Source organism: Streptomyces lichenis (genome assembly GCF_023218175.1).
Taxonomy (GTDB): domain Bacteria; phylum Actinomycetota; class Actinomycetes; order Streptomycetales; family Streptomycetaceae; genus Streptomyces; species Streptomyces lichenis.
In genome coordinates, this window is sequence record NZ_JALPTH010000025.1 from 37,618 (window position 1) to 54,691 (window position 17,074).

At 72.3% G+C, this 17,074-nt stretch carries 13 protein-coding genes; 3 read left to right on the forward strand and 10 right to left on the reverse strand.

Annotated features, from left to right (window positions below; all coding sequences use genetic code 11):
- Positions 1-18: 18 nt before the first annotated feature.
- Entirely contained in the window at positions 19-1,536 is a 1,518-nt protein-coding gene (locus M1O15_RS23250; RefSeq protein ID WP_248636076.1) for a peptide MFS transporter, read from the reverse strand.
- Between the two features lie 333 nt (positions 1,537-1,869).
- Here M1O15_RS23250 and M1O15_RS23255 point away from each other — a divergent pair, with 333 nt between their 5' ends.
- On the forward strand, positions 1,870-2,880 hold the full coding sequence (locus M1O15_RS23255) for a polyprenyl synthetase family protein (protein WP_248636077.1): 1,011 nt from the start codon (positions 1,870-1,872) through the stop codon (positions 2,878-2,880).
- 158 nt (positions 2,881-3,038) lie between these two features.
- Entirely contained in the window at positions 3,039-4,292 is a 1,254-nt protein-coding gene (locus tag M1O15_RS23260; RefSeq protein WP_248636078.1) for a LolA family protein, read from the forward strand.
- 102 nt (positions 4,293-4,394) lie between these two features.
- Here M1O15_RS23260 and M1O15_RS23265 read toward each other — a convergent pair whose 3' ends face one another.
- The 4 genes from M1O15_RS23265 to M1O15_RS23280 form a co-directional block, all read right to left on the reverse strand.
- Complete coding sequence (locus M1O15_RS23265) at positions 4,395-5,768, reverse strand: M28 family metallopeptidase (RefSeq protein ID WP_248636079.1); 1,374 nt, start codon at positions 5,766-5,768, stop codon at positions 4,395-4,397.
- Positions 5,769-6,048: 280 nt separating this feature from the next.
- Positions 6,049-6,501 carry a VOC family protein gene (locus M1O15_RS23270; protein ID WP_248636080.1) on the reverse strand — a complete coding sequence of 151 codons (453 nt, stop codon included), beginning with the start codon at positions 6,499-6,501 and terminating at the stop codon, positions 6,049-6,051.
- A gap of 9 nt (positions 6,502-6,510) precedes the next feature.
- Complete coding sequence (gene rarD / locus M1O15_RS23275) at positions 6,511-7,461, reverse strand: EamA family transporter RarD (RefSeq protein ID WP_248636146.1); 951 nt, start codon at positions 7,459-7,461, stop codon at positions 6,511-6,513.
- Between the two features lie 305 nt (positions 7,462-7,766).
- Complete coding sequence (locus M1O15_RS23280) at positions 7,767-8,630, reverse strand: SDR family oxidoreductase (RefSeq protein WP_248636081.1); 864 nt, start codon at positions 8,628-8,630, stop codon at positions 7,767-7,769.
- Between the two features lie 118 nt (positions 8,631-8,748).
- Here M1O15_RS23280 and M1O15_RS23285 point away from each other — a divergent pair, with 118 nt between their 5' ends.
- On the forward strand, positions 8,749-9,153 hold the full coding sequence (locus M1O15_RS23285) for a winged helix-turn-helix transcriptional regulator (RefSeq protein WP_248636147.1): 405 nt from the start codon (positions 8,749-8,751) through the stop codon (positions 9,151-9,153).
- A 73-nt stretch (positions 9,154-9,226) separates the two neighbouring features.
- Here M1O15_RS23285 and M1O15_RS23290 read toward each other — a convergent pair whose 3' ends face one another.
- The 5 genes from M1O15_RS23290 to M1O15_RS23310 all read right to left on the reverse strand — a co-directional run bounded on the left by M1O15_RS23290 (position 9,227) and on the right by M1O15_RS23310 (position 16,876).
- Positions 9,227-10,228: a 2-oxoacid:ferredoxin oxidoreductase subunit beta gene (locus M1O15_RS23290; RefSeq protein ID WP_248636148.1), complete on the reverse strand. Its 1,002-nt coding sequence runs from the start codon at positions 10,226-10,228 to the stop codon at positions 9,227-9,229.
- A gap of 256 nt (positions 10,229-10,484) precedes the next feature.
- Positions 10,485-12,431, reverse strand: coding sequence for a 2-oxoacid:acceptor oxidoreductase subunit alpha (locus M1O15_RS23295; RefSeq protein WP_248636082.1), 1,947 nt, complete (start codon positions 12,429-12,431; stop codon positions 10,485-10,487).
- Between the two features lie 336 nt (positions 12,432-12,767).
- The gene (locus M1O15_RS23300) at positions 12,768-13,442 is read right to left on the reverse strand and encodes a response regulator transcription factor (RefSeq protein ID WP_248636083.1); all 675 of its coding nucleotides are present in this window, start codon (positions 13,440-13,442) and stop codon (positions 12,768-12,770) included.
- 788 nt (positions 13,443-14,230) lie between these two features.
- A complete protein-coding gene (locus M1O15_RS23305) occupies positions 14,231-15,550 on the reverse strand; it encodes a sensor histidine kinase (RefSeq protein WP_248636084.1) in 1,320 nt (439 codons plus the stop codon).
- A gap of 108 nt (positions 15,551-15,658) precedes the next feature.
- Positions 15,659-16,876: a sensor histidine kinase gene (locus tag M1O15_RS23310; RefSeq protein ID WP_248636085.1), complete on the reverse strand. Its 1,218-nt coding sequence runs from the start codon at positions 16,874-16,876 to the stop codon at positions 15,659-15,661.
- Between the last annotated feature and the right edge of the window lie 198 nt (positions 16,877-17,074).

The following is a 17,074-nucleotide window of genomic DNA, read 5'->3' on the forward strand; positions in this document are numbered from 1 at the left end:
GGGAGGCGGGTGCGGGCTTCAGTGGACGGGGTGCATGGTGCGGCGGAGCCAGGGCGCGGCGGCCATCACGGCGAGGCCGGCGGCGACCGCGACCGCCCCGTTGACGCCGAAGTAGACGGGCTGGGAGAGCACCCCGTAGAGCTTCACGATCTGCGCCTGGATGCCGTTGGCGAGGGCGAGGGAGAGGAACCACAGCGCCATGGTCTGGCTGGAGAACGCGGCCGGGGCGAGCTTGGTGGTGGCGGACATCCCGGAGGTCTTCACCAGGATGTCGCCGAGGCCGAGCAGCAGATACGAGCCGACGATCCACCAGGCGGCCATCCGGTAGGTGTCGTCGGCGTGCCCGGAGGTCGGCAGGACCATCAGCAGGAAGGAGAGCCCGCCGAGGACCACCCCCAGGGCGATCTTGTCGGAGGCGTGCGGCTGGCGGTGGCCCATCCGGGCCCAGACTGCGGCGACCACGGGCGCCAGCGCCACCTCGAAGGCGCCGAGCGCGGAGGCGTACCAGCCGGCCGGGAAGTCGAAGCCGAGGATGGTGGTCTCGGCGTTGGTGGAGGCCAGCAAGATCATCGTGGAGTACGCCTGGAACAGGATGAAGTTGAAGACCACCGAGGCCAGGAAGAGGACGACATACGGGCGCAGCCGGCCGCGTTCGGCCGCGCTGACCCGGGGGCTCTTGAACATCACCGCGAAGTAGACGACCGGGGCGATCACCGAGATCAGGGTGAGGGCGTCCACGAAGCGGTCCATGGTCAGCCGGCCGGTCCCGGCCAGCAGCCCGGCGAGCGCGGCCAGGGCGAGGAGCCCGGCGATGATCAGCAGCACCGCGCGGCGCATGGCGTCGGGGGCCAGGGCGTACTCGGCGGAGTGCCTGCTTCCGGCCAGATGGCGGCGGCCCGCCACGTACTGGATCAGCCCCAGCGTCATTCCGAAGGCGGCGGCCGAGAAGCCCCGGTGCCAGCCCTCGTTCTCGCCGAGCCAGCCGGTGATCAGCGGGCCGAGGAACGCGCCGATGTTGATGCCCATGTAGTAGAGGGCGAAGCCGGCGTCCCGGCGGTCGTCGTCGGTGCGGTAGAGCTTGCCGACCATGGTGGCGACGTTCGGCTTGAGCAGCCCGGTGCCGGCGCTGATCAGCCCGAGCCCGGTCCAGGTCATCCCGGCGGTCGGCACCGCCATGGCGTAGTGCCCGCAGGCGATCAGGATCCCGCCCCAGAGCACCGCCCGGTACGAGCCGAGGATCCGGTCGGCCAGCCAGCCGCCGGCCACGCTGACCAGGTAGACCAGGGTGCCGTAGGCGGCCGAGACCGAGGCGGCGGTGGCCGGGGCCATGCCGAGGCCGTCGTTCGCGACGCTGTCGGCGAAGTACAGGACGAGGATCGCCTGCATACCGAGGAAGGAGAACCGCTCCCAGACCTCCAACCCGGAGAGGGTGAGCAGTCCGCGCGGCTGGCCGAGGAAGGCGTGGTCGTCCCCCGGAGGCGGCCCGTGGCCGTCGTCGTCGCCGGTCGCGTCGGGTTCCGTTTCGGTGCCGGACAAAGGCCTTACTCCCGGTTGTATGGGTGCGGGGCGATCGTATGCCCTGAATACAGACCGTATAGCGTGATAGCGGACCGGACCGGCCGTACGGGTGCGGCCGCCGACCGTACCGGGGGCGGGAGGCGCGGGGGCGGTACCCCGGGGGCGTACACGTGCCGAGCCTGTACTCGTCGGTAGAGCGTGCTTCGGCAGTGGCTCCGCTGGCACTCCGGCGGTGCTCCGATGTGGGGAAGGCGCCCACGGTGATCCAAACGCGACCGGATACGCTGACGGGAGTGAATCCAGCGACACATCGACAATCCGTGTGATCGTCAGCAGACAGGAGATCTCCTCGTGACCGCAGTCGGGCCGTTCGGGCTGAGCGTGCGGGACCAGGCTCTTGAGGCCGATGTCCAGACCGGATTGGCAGCCGTCGAGGCCGGGCTCCTCGACGCCACCAAGAGCGACGTGCCGTTCATCACCGAAGCGGCCCAGCACCTGGTGCGCGCCGGGGGCAAGCGGTTCCGCCCGCTGCTGGTGATGCTCGCCGCGCAGTTCGGCGACCCGCACGCCCCGGGTGTGGTGCCCTCGGCGGTCGTGGTCGAGCTCACCCATCTGGCGACGCTGTACCACGACGACGTCATGGACGAGGCCGAGGTGCGCCGCGGGGTGGAGTCCGCCAACCAGCGCTACGGCAACTCGCTGGCCGTCCTGACCGGCGACTTCCTCTTCGCCCGCGCCTCGCACGTCCTGGCCGACCTGGGCCCGGAGGCCGTCCGGATCCAGGCCGAGGCGTTCGAGCGGCTGGTCACCGGGCAGATCCTGGAGACCGTCGGCCCGCGCGACGGCCGCGACCCGGTCGAGCACTACCTCGACGTCCTGGGCGGCAAGACCGGCTCGCTGGTCGCCGTCTCCTGCCGCTTCGGCGCGCTGACCGCAGGGGCGGACGAGCGGGTGATGGACATCCTCACCCAGTACGGAGAGCGGCTCGGTGTCGCCTTCCAGCTCGCCGACGACGTACTGGACATCGCCTCCGACTCGCACGAGTCCGGCAAGACCCCGGGCACCGATCTGCGCGAGGGCATCCCCACCCTGCCCGTCCTGCGGCTGCGGGCCCGCGCCGCCGCCGAGGGCCGCCCGGACGACGCCGAGCTGGTCGCCCTCCTCGACGGGGACCTCTCGGACGACGAGCGCCTCGCCGAGGTGCTGCGCCGGCTGCGCGAGGACCCCGCGCTGGAGCAGGCCCGCCGGGACACCGTGCGCTACGCCCAGGAGGCCCGCGCCATCCTGGCCCCGCTGCCGGAGTGCATCGCCCGGACGGCGCTGGAGGAGCTGTGCGACCTGGTGGTGCACCGGGCCGGGTGATCGCTTCTCCCCGGTCGTGCGAGGGCCGACCCTGGGGCGTCTCAGGGTCCGTCATCCTCCAGGGGTAGACGGGTTGGGTCCGGGGGCTGACGACTGGCGCCTTCCGGTGCGGTCATATGGAGAGCAGAAGGCTCGCTGACCCACGGAGGTAGGCACAGATGGCACCGAACGACAGCGGCGGTCCCCGTAAGGCGACCCGTTACGCGGTCCCGGTCGCGGTGGCGGGGGTGGCGGCGGCGACGATCGGGCTGGTCCCGGCGCTCGCGGCCTCCGGAGACTCGGACCTCCCCGACATCACCGCCCAGCAGCTGGTGGAGCGGATCGCCTCGGCGGACGCCGACACCGTCTCCGGCACCGTGAAGGTGACGACCGACCTCGGGCTGCCCTCGCTGGGCGGGCTCGGGGACCTGGGCTCCCTGGCCGGCGGCGGCGCGGAGGGCAAGGAGGCCGGTGACGCGGCCTCCGCCAAGCTGATGGAGCTCACCTCCGGCACCCACACCCTGCGGGTCGCGGCCGACGGGCCCGACCGCCAGCGGCTGACCTTCGTGGACGGCGCGGAGTACAGCCTGATCCGCAACGGCGACGACGTCTGGGCGTACGACGGCTCCACCAAGGAGGCCCTGCACTCCCAGGAGGCGCACCCGGCCGGGGCGAAGGGCGAGAAGGCCGAGAAGGACGCCGAGCGCGGCGCGGCCCCCGACCTCAGCCCCAAGCAGCTGGCCGAGCAGGCGCTCAAGGCGGTGGGCCCCACCACCCGGGTGTCGGTGGACGGCACGGCCAAGATCGCCGGCCGGGACGCCTACCAGCTCGTCATCCAGCCGAAGCAGAGCGGTTCCACGATCGGCTCCATCAAGATCGCGGTGGACGCCGAGAAGGGCGTTCCGCTCAAGTTCACGCTCACCGCGAAGTCCGGCGGCAAGCCGGTGGTGGACGCGGGCTTCACCAAGGTCGGCTTCGACCGGCCGGCCGCCTCGGAGTTCGCCGTGCCCCAGGGCGCCAAGGTGACCGAGGCGCCGAAGGAGGCCTCGAAGGACTTCAAGGGCCCGAAGGGTGAGAAGGACTTCAAGGGCCCGGAGGGGCTGCCGGGGCTGGCCGGCGGCGAGGCGTTCGGCGAGGGCGTGAACGTGATCGGCGAGGGCTGGACCGCGATCGCCGAGCTGTCCGGTGGCCCGTCCGCCGCCGCGGCGCCCCAGGGGGCCGAGAAGGGCGGCCGCCCGGGCGCCGAGGACGAGGTCCCGGCCGAGGTCGGGCAGTTCCTGGACTCGCTCGGGGACAAGGTGACCGGGAAGTTCGGCTCGGGCACGGTCTTCGAGACCCGGCTGGTCAACGCCCTGATGACGGACGACGGCAAGGTCTACGTCGGGGCCGTCACCAAGGATGCCCTGGTCGCCGCCGCCGACGGCCGGAAGTAACGACTCCGGCGGGGCCTGGGAGACATACGCCTGCCGGGGGCGCGGTGTGAGTGGTCACGCGCCCCCGGCAGTGGTCTGCCGCCTGCGGCCGGCCCGGGTGGGTCAGAAGGTCAGCCGGAAGGCGTTGATGTATCCGGTGTCCTGCGCGGCGATGTCCTGCACCTTCAGCTTCCAGGCCCCGTTGGCCGCCTCGCTGGAGGCATTGACGGTGTAGGTGGTCTGGACGTTGTCGGCCGAGTCCGAGCTGCTGGAGTTCTTCAGCCGGTACGCCGTGCCGTCCGGCGCGACCAGGTCGATCACCAGGTCACCGCGGTAGGTGTGCACGATGTCCACGCCGACCTGGAGGGCGGCCGGGGCATTGCCGGTGCGGCCGGAGACGTTGACCGTCGAGGTGACGGCCGTGCCGTTGTCCGGGATGGACACATCGGCGGTGTTCTCGTAGGTGTCACCGCCGGGAGGCTGGGTCGAGCCCGCCGACAGGGTCCAGATCGCGTGGGCGGCGGCGTCGCTGTTGCGGTCCAGCGCGGTGTCGTTGATGTTCGCCGTGGAGTCGCAGGACGAGTGGTAGCAGCGGTCGAAGGCCTGCCCGGAGGTGCCGCCCCACTTCTGCGCCTGGGCCGCCGTCTTCGTGCGGCTGGCGCCGGTGAACAGACCGCCGACCGGGATGCCCACGTTCTTGAACGCGGCGTGGTCGGAGCGCCCGTCGCCCTCCGTCTCGATCTCGGTGGCCACCCCGAGGCCGGCGAAGTAGTCCTTGAAGGTCTTCTCGATGGTCGGGTCGTCGTCGTAGACGAAGTAGCCGGGGTTGGGCGAGCCGATCATGTCGAAGTTCAGATAGCCGGAGATCTTGGACCGCTCGGCCGTCGGCAGGTTGCTGACGTAGTACTTGGAGCCGATGAGGCCCAGCTCCTCGGCGCCCCACCAGGCGAACCGCAGGTGCTTGGCCGGCTTGTACTGGGCGCGGGAGACGGCGAGCGCGGTCTCCAGGATGCCGGCCGAGCCGGAGCCGTTGTCGTTGATCCCGGCGCCCGAGGTCACCGAGTCCAGATGGGCCCCGGCGAACACGATCTGGTTCGGGTCGCCGCCGGGCCAGTCGGCGATCAGGTTGTAGCCGGTGGCGCCGCTGCTGGTGAACTGCTGGATGCTGGTGGTGAACCCGGCCGCGTCCAGCTTGCCCTTGACGTAGTCGATGGACGCCTTGTAGCCGGGGCGGCCGTGGGCGCGGTTGCCGCCGTTGTTCGCGGCGATGCTGGAGAGCTGGTTGAGGTGCGCCTTGACGTTGGCCAGCGGGATGTCCGGCGCGGCGACCGCGGCGGTGGTGGCGGTGCTCGGGAGGGCCGGTGCCGCTTCGGCGGCGGGGGCGACCGCGGTGGCCAGCAGGCCGGCGGCGGCGAGAGCGGCGACCGCGGCGGCGGTGGTCCCGCGTCTGCGGCCGGCGGATATCGCGGATATGGAGGAACGGTCGGAGAGGTTCATGTGGGGGCTCCGGGATTCCGTATGGGGATGGGGAACGGAACGTGCGAGCGCCCCGCGTCTCGTCGACACGGGGCGTTGGAGCGGCTGGTGCGGTGTGCGTGCTGAATGGTGAGCGAGAGCGTGAACGAGCGTCAAGGGCGGGTTCCGGACACGGGTGTTCGAGGATCGAACGCCTGGCTACGGGTACGGGGGCCCGGAGCCGGTGTCTCCCACCGCTCGGGCCCCGGCCGCCCCCCGTTCACCGCCGGGCCACTTCCGGCTCACCGTCCCCCGGCGGCGCTCACTGCACGCAGAACTCGTTGCCCTCCGGGTCGGACATCACCGTCCACTCCCCTCCCGCGCCGCTGACCTGGCGAATCACTCGGGCGCCCAGCCTCTCCAGCCGGGCCGTCTCGACCGCGCGCTCACCGGGTGCGGCATGGACGTCGATGTGCAGACGGTTCTTCACCGTCTTCGGCTCGGGCACCCGCTGGAACAGCAGCCGCCGGCCCATCCCCATCCCGGTCGGCTCGTCCACCGGGTCGTCCGGATGCCGGACGGCGATCAGATCACGCCACGCACGGCGGCCGTCCACCACGACGGTCGCCGCCTCCGGGGCCTGCCCGGCGCTCAGCACCCGTTCCACCAGGGCGCTGTTGTCCTCCACCCGGTAGCCCAGGGCCTCGGCCCAGAAGGCGGCCTGGGCGTGTGGGTCGGCGGCGTCGATGACGAGTTTCCAGTGCAGTGCGGTCATGGACCATTACTAGGGGCCGCGGGTGCCCGCCGCAAGGAACCCGCTCGCCCCCGCCGCTCCGGCTCCGCCGGGGGCCGCCGTGCCGTCGGTCCCCTTCGCCGCCTGGGCCCGCAGCGCCGCCATCTCGGCCCGGGTGCGCCGCGCGGTGCGCAGGGCGTCCCAGGTCAGGATGGACAGGGCCAGCCACACCAGGGCGAACCCGGCCCAGCGCTCCGGCGGCATCGCCTCATGGAAGTAGGCCACCCCGAGCAGGAACTGGAAGACCGGGGCCAGGTACTGGAGCAGTCCGAGCGTGGACAGCGGCACCCGGATCGCGGCCGCGCCGAAGAAGACCAGCGGGATGGCGGTGACCACGCCCGTCGCGGCCAGCAGAGCCGCGTGGCCGGCGCCCGAGGTCCCGAACGTGGACGAGCCCTGGGCGCCCAGCCAGAGCAGATAGCCCAGCGCCGGGAGGAACTGCACCGTGGTCTCGGCGGCCAGCGACTCCAGGCCGCCGAGGTTCACCTTCTTCTTCACCAGGCCGTACACCGCGAAGGAGACGGCGAGGCAGAGCGAGATCCACGGCGGGCGCCCGTAGCCGATCGCCAGCACCACCACGGCGGCGAAGCCGGTGCCGACCGCGACCCACTGGGCGCGGCGCAGCCGCTCCTTGAGCAGCAGCACCCCGAGCGCGATGGTGACCAGCGGGTTGATGAAGTAGCCGAGCGAGGCCTCCACCACATGGCCGGAGTTCACCGACCAGATGTAGATGCCCCAGTTGATCGTGATCACCGTCGCGGCGACGGTGATCAGGCCGAGCTTGCGCGGCTGCCGCAGCAGCTCGGGTATCCAGCCCCAGCGGCGTACGGCGAGGAGAGCGAGGCCCACCACGACCAGCGACCAGACCATGCGGTGGGCGAGGATCTCCACGGCGCCGGCCGGTTTGAGCAGCGGCCAGAAGAGCGGGACCAGGCCCCACATCCCGTAGGCGCCCAGCCCGTACAGCAGTCCGGCCCGCTGGTCCCGACCGCCGTCGCCCTGACCGTCACCGTCACCGGTGCCGGTGCTGTCCTGGCCGCCGGTTCCGAGCGTTGTCTGAAGGCCCGGCCGGTCTCCGCCGCCGTTCGCCGCCACTGGGCATCCCCTTTCCGTGCCCGTCCGCCCGGTTGCCTGTCCGCCCGGGTGTCCGTCGGGGACGACGGTAGCGCCGCGAACGGCGCACTGTCATGGCCGTATCGGCATACGGTCATGACAGTGCGCCGAGACGGTCGGGTCCGCCCGGTGGGTCAGCGCTGCCGCAGGGCGTCGGCGACGGTGTCGGTGAGCGGGGTGGTGGGCCGGCTGATCAGCCGGGCCAGGTCGCCGCTGGTGCCGGCCAGCCGGCCGCGCCCGATCGCCTGGTCCACGTCGACCAGGATCGCGGCGAACGGCTCGGGCACCCCGGCGCCGGTCAGCACCGCCAGGTGCTCCTCGGGCGAGACGTTCCGGTACGCCACCTCCCGGCCGGACTGCCGGGCGACCTCGGCCGCGTACTCGGCGAGCGACCAGGCGGTGTCGCCGCTCAGCTCGTAGACCTGGCCGAGGTGGCCCTCGCCGGTCACCACCGCGGCGGCCGCGGCCGCGTAGTCGGCACGGGCCGCGGAGGCCACCCGGCCCTCGCCCGCGTTGGCCACGACCGCTCCGTGCTCCAGCACCGGGCCGAGGTTGGCCGTGTAGTTCTCGGTGTACCAGCCGTTGCGCAGCAGCGTGTACGGCAGTCCGGAGTCGAGGATCAGCCGCTCGGTGGCCTGGTGCTCGGCGGCCAGGTCGAAGTCGGCCTCCGGGCCGCCGAGGATGGAGGTGTACGCGAGCTGGGCCACGCCCGCGGCCTTCGCCGCCTCGATGACGGCGGTGTGCTGCGGCACCCGCTTGCCGACCTCGCTGCCGGAGACCAGCACCACCCGGTCGCCGGCCGCGAAGGCCCCGTCCAGGGTCTCCGGCTGGTCGTAGTCGGCGGTGCGCAGCTCCACGCCGAGCTCCGCCAGACCGGCGGCCTTCTCCTTGTTGCGGACGACGGCCGCGATGCCGGAGGCGGGGGTGCCGCCGGCCAACAGGGCGTCGATGATCAGTCGGCCGAGGTGTCCGGTGGCTCCGGTGACGACGATGCTCATGGGTACGCGTACTTCCGTTCCGTTTTCGTGGGAGGGGGACTCCATCCAACGTAGGACGCTCACTAACTTCTGGAAAGTACCCACTTTGAAGTAAGGTACTGGCATGCAGGTAAGTGCAATGCCCGCCGATGGTCCGGCGGCCCCCGTCGCCCCCGCGGCCCTCGTGCCGGACGTCAACGACGCCATGTGCCCCTCGCGGGCGATCCTGGAGCACGTCACCAGCCGCTGGGGTGTGCTGGTGCTGGCCGCGCTGCTGGACCGCTCCTACCGGTTCAGCGAGCTGCGGCGCCATGTGGGCGGGGTCAGCGAGAAGATGCTCGCCCAGACCCTGCAGACCCTGGAGCGCGACGGCTTCGTCCACCGGGACGCCAAGCCGGTGATCCCGCCGAGGGTCGACTACTCGCTCACCCCGCTGGGCCGGGAGGCCGCCGAGCAGGTGTGGGCGCTCGCCCGGTGGACCGAGCACCAGGTCGACACCGTCCGCGCGGCCCGCGCCGCCTACGACGACAGGGCCCGCACCTGAGAGGTGCGGGCCGCTGGCGCTCGGTCGTGCGGGCCGATCGGCCGCGCGCGGACCGGCCGTCGGGGGCGGCTGGTCAGCCGATGACCGTCCAGGTGTCGCCGCCGGTGAGCAGCGCGGCCAGGTCGCCCTTGCCGCCGCGCTCCACGGCCGCGTCGAGCTGGTCGGCCATCAAGGTGTCGTAGACCGGTCGGTCGACGCTGCGGAAGACGCCGATGGGGGTGTGGTGCAGGGTGTCGGGGTCGGCGAGCCGGGAGAGCGCGAAGGCGGTGGTGGGGCTCTCGCCGCGCGCGTCATGGACCAGGACGTCCGCCTCGTTGGCGGCGGTGACCTGGACCACCCGCAGATCACCGGTGGCCGGGTCGCGCACCACGCCCTTGGCGCCGTCGGCCCCGAACCGGATCGGCCGGCCGTGCTCCAGCCGGATCACCGCCTCCTGAGCCTGCTGCTTGTCCTTCAGGACCTCGAAGGCGCCGTCGTTGAAGATGTTGCAGTTCTGGTAGATCTCCACCAGGGCGGTGCCGGGGTGGTCGGCGGCCGCGCGCAGCACCTCGGTGAGGTGCTTGCGGTCCGAGTCCACGGTCCGGGCGACGAAGGTGGCCTCCGCGCCGATCGCCAGCGACACCGGGTTGAAGGGCGCGTCCAGCGAACCCATCGGCGTCGACTTGGTGACCTTGCCCAGCTCGGAGGTGGGGGAGTACTGCCCCTTGGTCAGTCCGTAGATGCGGTTGTTGAACAGCAGGATCTTGAGATTGACGTTCCGGCGCAGGGCGTGGATGAGGTGGTTGCCGCCGATGGACAGCGCGTCGCCGTCGCCGGTCACCACCCAGACCGACAGATCGGGCCGGGAGGAGGCGAGACCGGTGGCGATGGCCGGGGCCCGGCCGTGGATGGAGTGCATCCCGTAGGTGTTCATGTAGTACGGGAAGCGGGAGGAGCAGCCGATCCCGGAGACGAAGACGATGTTCTCCTTGGCCAGGCCCAGCTCCGGCATGAAGCCCTGCACGGCGGCGAGGATGGCGTAGTCCCCGCAGCCCGGGCACCAGCGCACCTCCTGGTCGGACTTGAAGTCCTTCATGGACTGCGCGCCCTGCGCCTTCGGAACCAGCGTCAGCGACTCCCGCACCTTCACCGCCCCGCCGGCCGCCCTGGCCCCCTCGGCCTTCTCAGCCGTCGCCTCGGCTCTTTCCGCCGTGGCCCCTTCGGCTCTCTCCGCCGCCCCGGCTGCCTCGGCCGCCGGTCCGGTGGCCTCGGTCGGCCCAGCGCCCTCGGCCGGCCCAGCGCCCTCCGTCGGCCCGGTCGTCCCGGCCGCCCTCTCCGTCATCTCGGACACCTCAGTCATCGATGGACTCCTTGAGCGCGGCGGCGAGCTGTTCGGCCTTGAACGGCATCCCGTTCACCTGGGTGTGGCTGCGGGCGTCCACGAGATAGCGGGCTCTGATCAGGGTGGCGAGCTGGCCGAGGTTCATCTCCGGCACCACGACCCGGTCATAGCGGCCGAGCACCTCGCCCAGGTTCCCCGGGAACGGGTTGAGATGGCGGAGGTGGGCCTGGGCGATCGACTCACCGGCGGCCCGCAACCGGCGGACCGCGGCGGTGATCGGCCCGTAGGTCGATCCCCAGCCCAGCACCAGGGTGCGGGCGGTGGCGCCCGGGTCGTCCACCTCCAGCTCGGGGACCGCGATGCCGTCGATCTTGGCCTGGCGGGTGCGGACCATGAGCTCGTGGTTGGCCGGGTCGTAGGAGATGTTCCCGGTGCCGTCCTGCTTCTCGATGCCGCCGATCCGGTGCTCAAGCCCGGGGGTGCCGGGCACCGCCCAGGGGCGGGCCAGGATGCGGGGATCGCGCTTGTAGGGCCAGAAGACCTCGGTGCCGTCGGCGAGGGTGTGGTTCGGCCCGGTCGCGAAGGCCACCGTGAGGTCCGGCAGTTCCGAGGTGTCCGGGATCCGCCATGGCTCCGAGCCGTTCGCCAGATAGCCGTCCGAGAGGAGGAAGACCGGGGTGCGGTAGGTCAGTGCGATCCGGGCGGCCTCCAGCGCGGCGTCGAAGCAGTCCGCCGGGGTGCGCGGAGCCACGATCGGCACCGGCGCCTCGCCGTTGCGCCCGTACATCGCCTGCAGCAGATCGGCCTGCTCGGTCTTGGTCGGCAGCCCGGTCGAGGGCCCGCCGCGCTGGATGTCCACCACCAGCAGCGGCAGCTCCAGGGAGACGGCCAGCCCGATGGTCTCGCTCTTGAGCGCCACCCCCGGCCCGGAGGTGGTGGTCACCGCCAGCGCACCGCCGAAGGCCGCGCCTAGGGCGGCGCCGATGCCGGCGATCTCGTCCTCGGCCTGGAAGGTCCGCACGCCGAAGTTCTTGTGCTTGCTCAGCTCGTGCAGGATGTCGGAGGCCGGGGTGATCGGGTAGGAACCGAGATAGAGGGGCAGACCGGCCTGCTGCGAGGCGGCGACCAGCCCGTAGGAGAGGGCCAGGTTGCCCGAGATGTTGCGGTAGGTGCCGGCCGGGAACGCCGTCACCGCGGGCGAGACCTCATAGGAGACGGCGAAGTCCTCCGTGGTCTCCCCGAAGTTCCACCCCGCCCGGAAGGCGGCCACATTGGCCTCGGCGATCTGCGGCTTTTTGGCGAACTTGGTCCGCAGGAAGTTCTCGGTGCCCTCGGTGGGGCGGTGGTACATCCAGCTCAGCAGGCCCAGGGCGAACATGTTCTTCGACCGCTCGGCCTCCTTGCGGGACAGGCCGAAGTCCTTCAGCGCCTCGATCGTCAGGGTGGTCAGCGGCACCGGGTGGAGGCGGTAGCCGTCGAGGGACCCGTCCTCCAGCGGCGAGGTGGCGTAGCCGACCTTGGCCATGGCGCGCTTGGCGAACTCGTCGGTGTTGACGATGATCTCCCCGCCGAGCGGCACATCGGCGATATTGGCCTTGAGGGCGGCCGGGTTCATCGCGACCAGCACGTTCGGCGCGTCACCCGGGGTGAGGATGTCGTGGTCGGCGAAGTGCAGCTGGAAGGAGGAGACACCCGGCAGGGTGCCGGCCGGGGCGCGGATCTCGGCGGGGAAGTTCGGCAGCGTGGACAGATCGTTCCCGAACGACGCCGTCTCCGAGGTGAACCGGTCACCCGTCAGCTGCATCCCATCACCCGAGTCACCCGCGAAGCGGATGATCACACGATCCAGGCGGCGGACTTCCTTCTCCACACCGTGCTGTCCCGGGATACCGCGCCGGTCCCCGGCCTCGTCGGCCTCGTCGGCTTGGTCGGACGGGCTACTGACCTGACTGGTCACTGAACTGGACCTCCTTCGAGACAAGGGGCCTCCCCGCCGTCGGCGGGCGAGCGTTCGGGGGATGACCGGCCCACCGGCCATCCCGCAATCAACCCTACGTCGGCAGGCCCGGCCTTCCCTGGAGCGTGGAAAAGGTCGGACCACTTTCGGACGGTTCCCGAAGCGCCGCCCCACCCCTGGCGCTCCCGGCCCTGCGCCGCCCGCGCCGCCCGGGACCGCCCCTCGGCCCGGCACCGTCCTTTCCGCCGTACGGGTGAGCACCCTGCTCGCCGTCCCCGGCGGCCCCGGCCGCCCTCCCCTGCCGCCCGATGTCCTGGCTCGGCCGTCGCCCCCCCGTCAGCCGTTGAGATAGGTCAGCACGGCCAGCACCCGGCGGTGGTCGCCGTCGCTCTGCGAGAGCCCCAGCTTCTGGAAGATGTTGCTCACGTGCTTCTCCACCGCGCCCTCGCTGACCGTCAGCGCCTTGGCGATCGCCGAGTTCGTCCGGCCCTCCGCCATCAGGGCCAGCACCTCGCGCTCCCGTGGGGTCAGGGCGGCGAGCACGTCCTGCTTCCGGCTGCGGCCCAGCAGCTGCGCCACCACCTCGGGGTCGAGGGCCGTGCCCCCGCCGGCAACCCGCACCACCGCGTCGACGAACTCCCGCACCTCCGCGACCCGATCCTTCAGCAGATAGCCCACCCCGCCGCCGCTGCCCGCCATCAGCTCGGTGGCGTACCGCTCCTCCACATACTGCGAGAGCACCAGCACCCCGATCCCCGGGTGATCGCGACGCAACCGCACCGCCGCCCGGATGCCCTCGTCCGTGTGGCTGGGCGGCATCCGCACATCCGCCACCACCACATCGGGGAGCGCCGCCTCGGCCGCCAGCTCCGCCACCGTCTTGATCAGCGCCTCACCGTCGCCCACCCCAGCGACCACCTCGTGCCCGCGATCGGTCAGCAACCGGGTCAGCCCCTCCCGGAGCAGCACCGAGTCCTCCGCGATGACCACCCGCACCCTGTCCTCCGCCATGAACGTGCATCCCCCTGATGTCGATCCGCACACGCGTCCACCGCGCGTCCGGTACAGCATCCCAGTCCTCCCACCGCCGGGTGCGAGCCTGTGGACAACGGGGATGTGGCGTGAATGCGCCGGCTCAGGGATGCCGGCCGTCCAGGTGATGGACGCCCGTGCGGCGACCCGCCCGGGTGGTGGGCGCGCCCGGGTGGTGTGGTCCGGCTGCCGGCCGGCCCGGGTGGTGGCCGCCCGGGTGCCCGGACACCCGGGTACTGGCCTGCCCGGGAGTGCGGCCGCCGGGGAGTGTGGCCCGCCCGGGTGGTGGCCGCGCCCGGGTGCCAGCCGTCTGGGTGGTGGCCGCCCAGGGGCCTCGGACACCCGGGTCCCGGCCCGCCCGGGGCCCGGCCGCCGGGGAGCGCGGCCCGCCCCGATGCCGGCCGCACCCGGGTGCTCGGCCGCAGAAGTCCTCGGCCACCGGAGGCCCCAGCTCGGGTCCCGGCCCGCCCGAGGGTGGCGGCCCGGGTAGTGGCCGCCCGGATGCCGACCGCAGGCCTCCCGCCCGCCGGGGGTCTCGGCCGCATAGGCCCCGCCGGCCGCCGGAGGTCCCGGCCGCAGGGGTCCCGCCTGTCCGGGGGACCCGGCTCGGGGTCCCGGCCCACCCGGAGTCCCGGCCGCCGCCGGGGGGGGCGGCCCGCCCGGGTGGTGCGGCCCGCCCGGGGTCCCGGCTGGGGGGCCCGGCTCGGGGTCGCGGCTCGCCCGGGGGTCCGGCCGACCGCCGGGGCGCCCGCCCGGGTGGTGGCGCTTCAGTTCCGTACCCGCCAGGGCAGCTCCGCGGTGACGGTGGTTCCCTCGCCCAGGGGTGAGTGCACGGCCAGGATCCCGTCCACCGCGTCCAGCCGCTCGGCCAGCCCGGCGAGCCCGCCGCCGGCGGTGATCGCCGCCCCTCCCCTCCCGTCGTCCGCCACCTGGAGCATCAACCGGTTCTCGACCTGCCAGACGTCGATGGTGGCGGTGTGGGCGTGGGCGTGTTTGGAGATGTTCTGGAGGAGTTCGGAGACGGTGAAGTAGGCGATGCCTTCGATGGCGGGTGCGGGGCGTTGGGGGAGGTCGACGTCGACGGTGACGGGGACGGTGCAGCGGGTGGCTATGGCGGAGAGGGCGGCGTCGAGTCCGCGGTCGGTGAGGACGGCGGGGTGGATACCGCGGGCGAGGTCGCGGAGTTCTTGGAGGGCGATTTTCACTTCGCCGTGTGCTTCGTCGACCATGCGGGCGGCTGCTTGGGGGTCTTCGGTGAGTTTTTCCTTGGCGAGGCCGAGGTCCATGGCGAGGGCGACGAGTCGGGCTTGGGCGCCGTCGTGGAGGTCGCGTTCGATGCGGCGCAGGTCGGCGGCGGCGGTGTCCACCACCAACCCCCGATCCGACTCCAGCTCCGACACCCGGCTGGCCAGCCGGGAGGGGCTGAGCAGACCGATGACCAGTCCCCGGTCCACCATCGCCAGCGCCCGGATCACCCAGGGCGTGATCAGGACCAGGGCCAGCCCCACCAGGCTGGTGGCGGCGATCTCGCCCGGGGCGTCCAGGTAGATCGCGTGGTCCCGGTCACCGTAGAGCTGGAGGCCGCCCGTGCCCGCGTAGACCGGGAAGACCCAGCGCCAGAGCGGGTAGGTCGCGAAGGACCAGCCGTACGCCCAGAAGCTCAGCGCCACACTGAAGGCGAAGACGGCCCATGGCATGTGCAGCAACGCGTACAGCAGGTGCCGCCATGACTCACCGCTCTTGAAGAGCGCGGCCGTCCGCTTCATCGTCCCCTTGCCGGACCCGGCGAGCACCGGGGTGGGCGAGGGGATCCTGAGCCCGAGCAGCGCCCGCGCCCGGGCCCGCTCCACCACCCCGAAGCCGCGGCACATGGCCAGGCCGGCGGCGAGCAGCGGTATCCCGATGAAGGTGACCAGCAGGCCGGCGCCCACCGCCATAGCGGTGATGGCCAAGGTGAAGTAGGCCAGGCTCAGCGGAAGGCCGAGCAGGAGGTAGCCGAACTCGCGCCAGGTGCGCGCCTCGAACGGGGCACGCAGCACCGCGGGAAGGTGGTGGCGTCGGGTATCCGGTCCGTAGGCCAGGGCCATCGCAGGGCTCCGTCCGTTTCGTCTGTGTGGTGGGTGGAAGTCGTGGTCGGCGGACGTCGTCGGGGGGGAGAGAGACGCGGTCGGCGAACGTCACTCGTGGAGCCGCGGTCAGCGGACCGGGTGGGCGCCCTCGGTGGCCGGTCGCCAGGGCAGTTCCGCGGTGACGACGGTCGGTCCGCCCACCGGCGAGTCCACCAGGAGCACCCCGTCCACGGCACCGATCCGCTCGGCCAGGCCCGCCATCCCGGTACCTCCGCCGCCGCTGCCGGTGCCCTCGGTACCGGCACCGCCGCTGCGGCCGGTACCGCCCGCGCCGTCGAGCCGGGCGCCGCCGCGCCCGTCGTCCGCCACCTGGAGCATCAACCGGTTCTCGACCTGCCAGACGTCGATGGTGGCGGTGTGGGCGTGGGCGTGTTTGGAGATGTTCTGGAGGAGTTCGGAGACGGTGAAGTAGGCGATGCCTTCGATGGCGGGTGCGGGGCGTTGGGGGAGGTCGACGTCGACGGTGACGGGGACGGTGCAGCGGGTGGCTATGGCGGAGAGGGCGGCGTCGAGTCCGCGGTCGGTGAGGACGGCGGGGTGGATACCGCGGGCGAGGTCGCGGAGTTCTTGGAGGGCGATTTTCACTTCGCCGTGTGCTTCGTCGACCATGCGGGCGGCTGCTTGGGGGTCTTCGGTGAGTTTTTCCTTGGCGAGGCCGAGGTCCATGGCGAGGGCGACGAGTCGGGCTTGGGCGCCGTCGTGGAGGTCGCGTTCGATGCGGCGCAGGTCGGCGGCGGCGGTGTCCACCACCAACCCCCGATCCGACTCCAATTGGGCGATCCGCCGCTCCAGGTCGTCGGAGGGGGAGAGCAGCCCCCGCACCAGGATCCGGTCCACATTGCTCAGCCCGCGGACCAGCAGGGGCAGCACCGGCCACAGCACGAGCAGCGCGACCAGGGTGACGCTGAACGTCAGCACCCCCCACGGGAGGCGCACCACCTCGTACAGCACCGCCCGCCAGGCCACCGGGTCCTTCAACCGCTCCCAGAGCCAGGGCAGCACACCGCCCTGCGACGGCCCCGGCAACGCGCTCGGCTCCTCGATCCGTATCCCGAGCAGCGCCCGGGCCCGCGCACGCTCCGCGCGCCCCAGCAGCCGCGCCCCGGCCAGCCCGAGGGCGAGCAGCGGGGCACCGACGACGGTCACCAGCATCCCGGCGCCGACGGACACCATGGCGATCGCGTAGACAAAGCCGATCACGGCGGCCGGGAAGCTGGTCAGGAGGTACACGACCTCCAGCCAGACCTGCCGGTCGAAGCTGATGCGTGCGGTACGTGCGGTCATGGGAACAGCGTGCCGGTGCCGCACCCGGCGCCGCCATGGGGTGTGTCGGTGGATTCATCCGGGGGTTAACCCCACCCCCGCGCCCGTACCGTCCGCCGTCCCGGCGGGCGGTACGGCTGGCCGCCGGCGCCTGCCCAGGGCCTAGACTCCCGTGCGTACAGATCGCACAAGGACCGCCGGTGACCGCGCGCACCTCGC